This window comes from uncultured Campylobacter sp. (assembly GCF_938018145.1).
GTDB lineage: Bacteria > Campylobacterota > Campylobacteria > Campylobacterales > Campylobacteraceae > Campylobacter_A.
In genome coordinates, this window is sequence record NZ_CALIII010000275.1 from 1 (window position 1) to 2,587 (window position 2,587).

The window sequence follows — 2,587 nt, forward strand, 5'->3', positions numbered from 1 at the left end:
TAAATTTAAAGGAACTCGGAGTCGAATTTGGCAAGGATTTTGGCGACAGATAAATTCGCCCAAAGATAAATTTAACAAAAACCGCTCAAGGCAAAACAATGAAAAATCCTAAAAAAAATATCCTAATCATCGCAGGCAGCGACAGCGTCGGGGGTGCCGGCGTGCAAGCCGACATAAAAACCTGCGAGGCCTACGGCTGCTACAGCGCGACCGCGATCACGGCTCTAACCGCGCAAAACACAAACGGCGTGAGCGCTGTAATGCCCGTAACGCCCGAGTTTTTAAACGCGCAGCTAGAGGCCGTCTGCGCCGAGCTAAAATTTGACGCCGTAAAGATCGGCATGCTCTTTAACGAACAGCTCATAGCCTGCGTCAAAGCCTGGCTGGAGCAAAACCGCGGCATACCAGCCGTGATAGATCCCGTCTGCGTGGCGAAATCAGGCGCCAAACTCCTGCAAGAGGGCGCCATAAACGCGCTAAAAGAGCTTTTAAGTCTCGCCCGCGTCGCGACGCCAAATTTAGACGAAGCGCGCATTTTGGGGTTAAATTTTGACGGCGAGCGGTTAATTTTGAGCACCGATCTGCCCTGCGACATCGTGCTAAAACGCACGCGAACGAGCGAGATTTGCGAGGATACGCTTTATAAAAAAAGCGGCGAGATAGTTAAATTTGGCGAGACGCTAGAGCGCCCCACGATCATGCACGGCGCGGGATGTAGCTTCGCCACGGCTATCGCCTGCGCCCTGGCTTGCGGGGCAGACGAGGTAACGGCGATCAAGCGCGCCAAAGCCTTTGTTGCAAACGCGATCAAAAACGCCCACGACTCAAATTTCGGCGTGCGGCTACTAGATCACAAAGCCGCCGGTGCAAACCGTGGCTGAAATTTACGCTATCACGGACGACGTCCTAACGCCAGAGAGTAGCGTGCTAGCGCAGGCCGGGGAGCTGCTAGAGTGTGGGGTGAAGCTTTTGCAGTACCGCACCAAACTTGAGCCCAAAAACAAGCGCGTAGCTCTTGCGCTAAAAGAGCTTTGCGAGCGTTACGGCGCGAGATTTATCGTAAACGACGACGTCAAATTTGCCGCCAAAATAGGCGCAAACGCCGTGCATATCGGCAAGGATGACGGCGGAGTAAAAGCTGCTAGAAAGATCTTAGGCGAGGACGCATTTATCGGCGTTAGCTGCTATGACGATCTAAATTTAGCCCTAAAAGCACAGGACGAGGGTGCTTCGTACGCAGCATTTGGCGCCGTGTTTGCGAGCCCAACCAAACCAAACGCCCCGCTTTGTAAATTTGAAACGATCAGGCGCGCAAAGGAAATTTTACGTATCCCGGTTTGCGTAATCGGCGGCATAAAAGCAGCAAATATCGCGCAAATCACCGCTCTAAATCCAGACTACATCGCCGTTATCTCAGCGCTCTACCGCCCCGCATCCATAAAAGAAAATTTGCGAAATTTGCAAGCGTTTTTGTAAAAATAATCTAAATTTACATCAAATTTGCTCCGCTAAAATTTAAGCCGAATTTGATAAAATTTACTCGATTAAAAAGGAGAAAAATGAAAACTCTAATCATCTTAGCTCACCCAGGCATCCAAAACTCGGTCATAAACAAACGCCTGCTACAAGAGGCTCTCAAAGAGCCGCAGCGCTTTAGCGTTCATGATTTGACGCAGGTTTCGGGAGCGGCGATATCGACGCCGCGCGCGAGCAAGAGCTCATCAGAGCCCACGACGCCCTCGTTTTGCAGTTTCCGCTTCATAACTTCTCCTGCCCTCCGATTTTAAAATCATGGATCGACGCGGTGATGACGCACGGTTTTGCCTATGGGCGCGGCTCGGACGGTATCGCGGGCCGCAAGGTCGCACTAGCCGTGACTGCGGGCATCAAAAAGAGCGACTACTGCCCGCAAGGACGCTATCATTTTAGCTTGCGCGAGGTTCTTACGCCGTTTGAGCTTGCGTTTAAATACTATTTTCGCGCCGACTACCGCGACTTTTTCGCATTTTACGGCGCCGAGGAGACCCCGGGCGTGGACTACGTATCAAGCCAGGACGATTTAGAGCGCGGCGCCAGAGAGTATGCGGAGTTTTTGCGAAATTTAGGCTAAATTTGATTGGCGCATTTTAGCCTTGCTACGCGTAAATTTGCCTCGCTATAAATCACGAAGGTCGCGCTAAATTTAAGCTTTATCGCCGTTATTTTCGCGATTTACCGCCCGGCGAAAATTTGCAAGCGTTTTTGTAAGGCTTGAAATTTGACGAGTCCGCTTGCCTTGCTCAAATTTGACACGCTAAATTTGAGCGTCAAATTTACGGCGAGCAGGCTAAAATTTGAAGTTTCCGTACCAAATTTGCTAAGCCGCGCCGAAGGCTAATCTTTTTTATAAAACACGTTAAAGCAGACTCCGCCGAGCAAGATTATCAAGCCGGCAATCCCAGCAAAAGGCGAAAACCAAAAATCCATCGTCCCAGCATAGAGCAAAACAAGTCCCGTGCAAAGGCTGATCGCGATATCGACGTTAAACCAAAGCGCCCTTTCAAAAAAACCTTGCGATTTTTTCGCCGTCAGATTTTTGCTGCGATTT

At 50.3% G+C, this 2,587-nt stretch carries 4 protein-coding genes and 1 pseudogene; 4 read left to right on the plus strand and 1 reads right to left on the minus strand.

Annotated elements, in window-relative coordinates; translation table 11 throughout:
* Positions 1-98: 98 nt before the first annotated feature.
* From thiD to Q0338_RS06380, 4 genes are all read left to right on the plus strand, one after another.
* Positions 99-881, plus strand: coding sequence for a bifunctional hydroxymethylpyrimidine kinase/phosphomethylpyrimidine kinase (gene thiD, locus Q0338_RS06365; RefSeq protein ID WP_298086030.1), 783 nt, complete (start codon positions 99-101; stop codon positions 879-881).
* Positions 874-1,476, plus strand: a complete 603-nt coding sequence (thiE, locus tag Q0338_RS06370; RefSeq protein ID WP_298086033.1) for a thiamine phosphate synthase — start codon at positions 874-876, stop codon at positions 1,474-1,476. The genes thiD and thiE overlap by 8 nt, the downstream gene beginning before the upstream one ends.
* A gap of 83 nt (positions 1,477-1,559) precedes the next feature.
* Positions 1,560-1,787 (plus strand): hypothetical protein, encoded by a 228-nt coding sequence (locus tag Q0338_RS06375; protein ID WP_298086031.1) that lies wholly within the window; start codon positions 1,560-1,562, stop codon positions 1,785-1,787.
* Positions 1,745-2,110 carry an NAD(P)H-dependent oxidoreductase gene (locus Q0338_RS06380; protein ID WP_298086032.1) on the plus strand — a complete coding sequence of 122 codons (366 nt, stop codon included), beginning with the start codon at positions 1,745-1,747 and terminating at the stop codon, positions 2,108-2,110. The genes Q0338_RS06375 and Q0338_RS06380 overlap by 43 nt, the downstream gene beginning before the upstream one ends.
* 263 nt (positions 2,111-2,373) lie before the next feature.
* Here Q0338_RS06380 and Q0338_RS06385 read toward each other — a convergent pair.
* Positions 2,374-2,587 (minus strand): annotated as a pseudogene (locus Q0338_RS06385) (hypothetical protein); the annotation flags it as partial.

Coding starts and splice junctions, on each gene's coding strand:
- thiD (WP_298086030.1), top strand. CDS start 99: ATGAAAAATCCTAAAAAAAATATCCTAATCATCGCAGGCAGCGACAGC.
- Q0338_RS06375 (WP_298086031.1), top strand. CDS start 1,560: ATGAAAACTCTAATCATCTTAGCTCACCCAGGCATCCAAAACTCGGTC.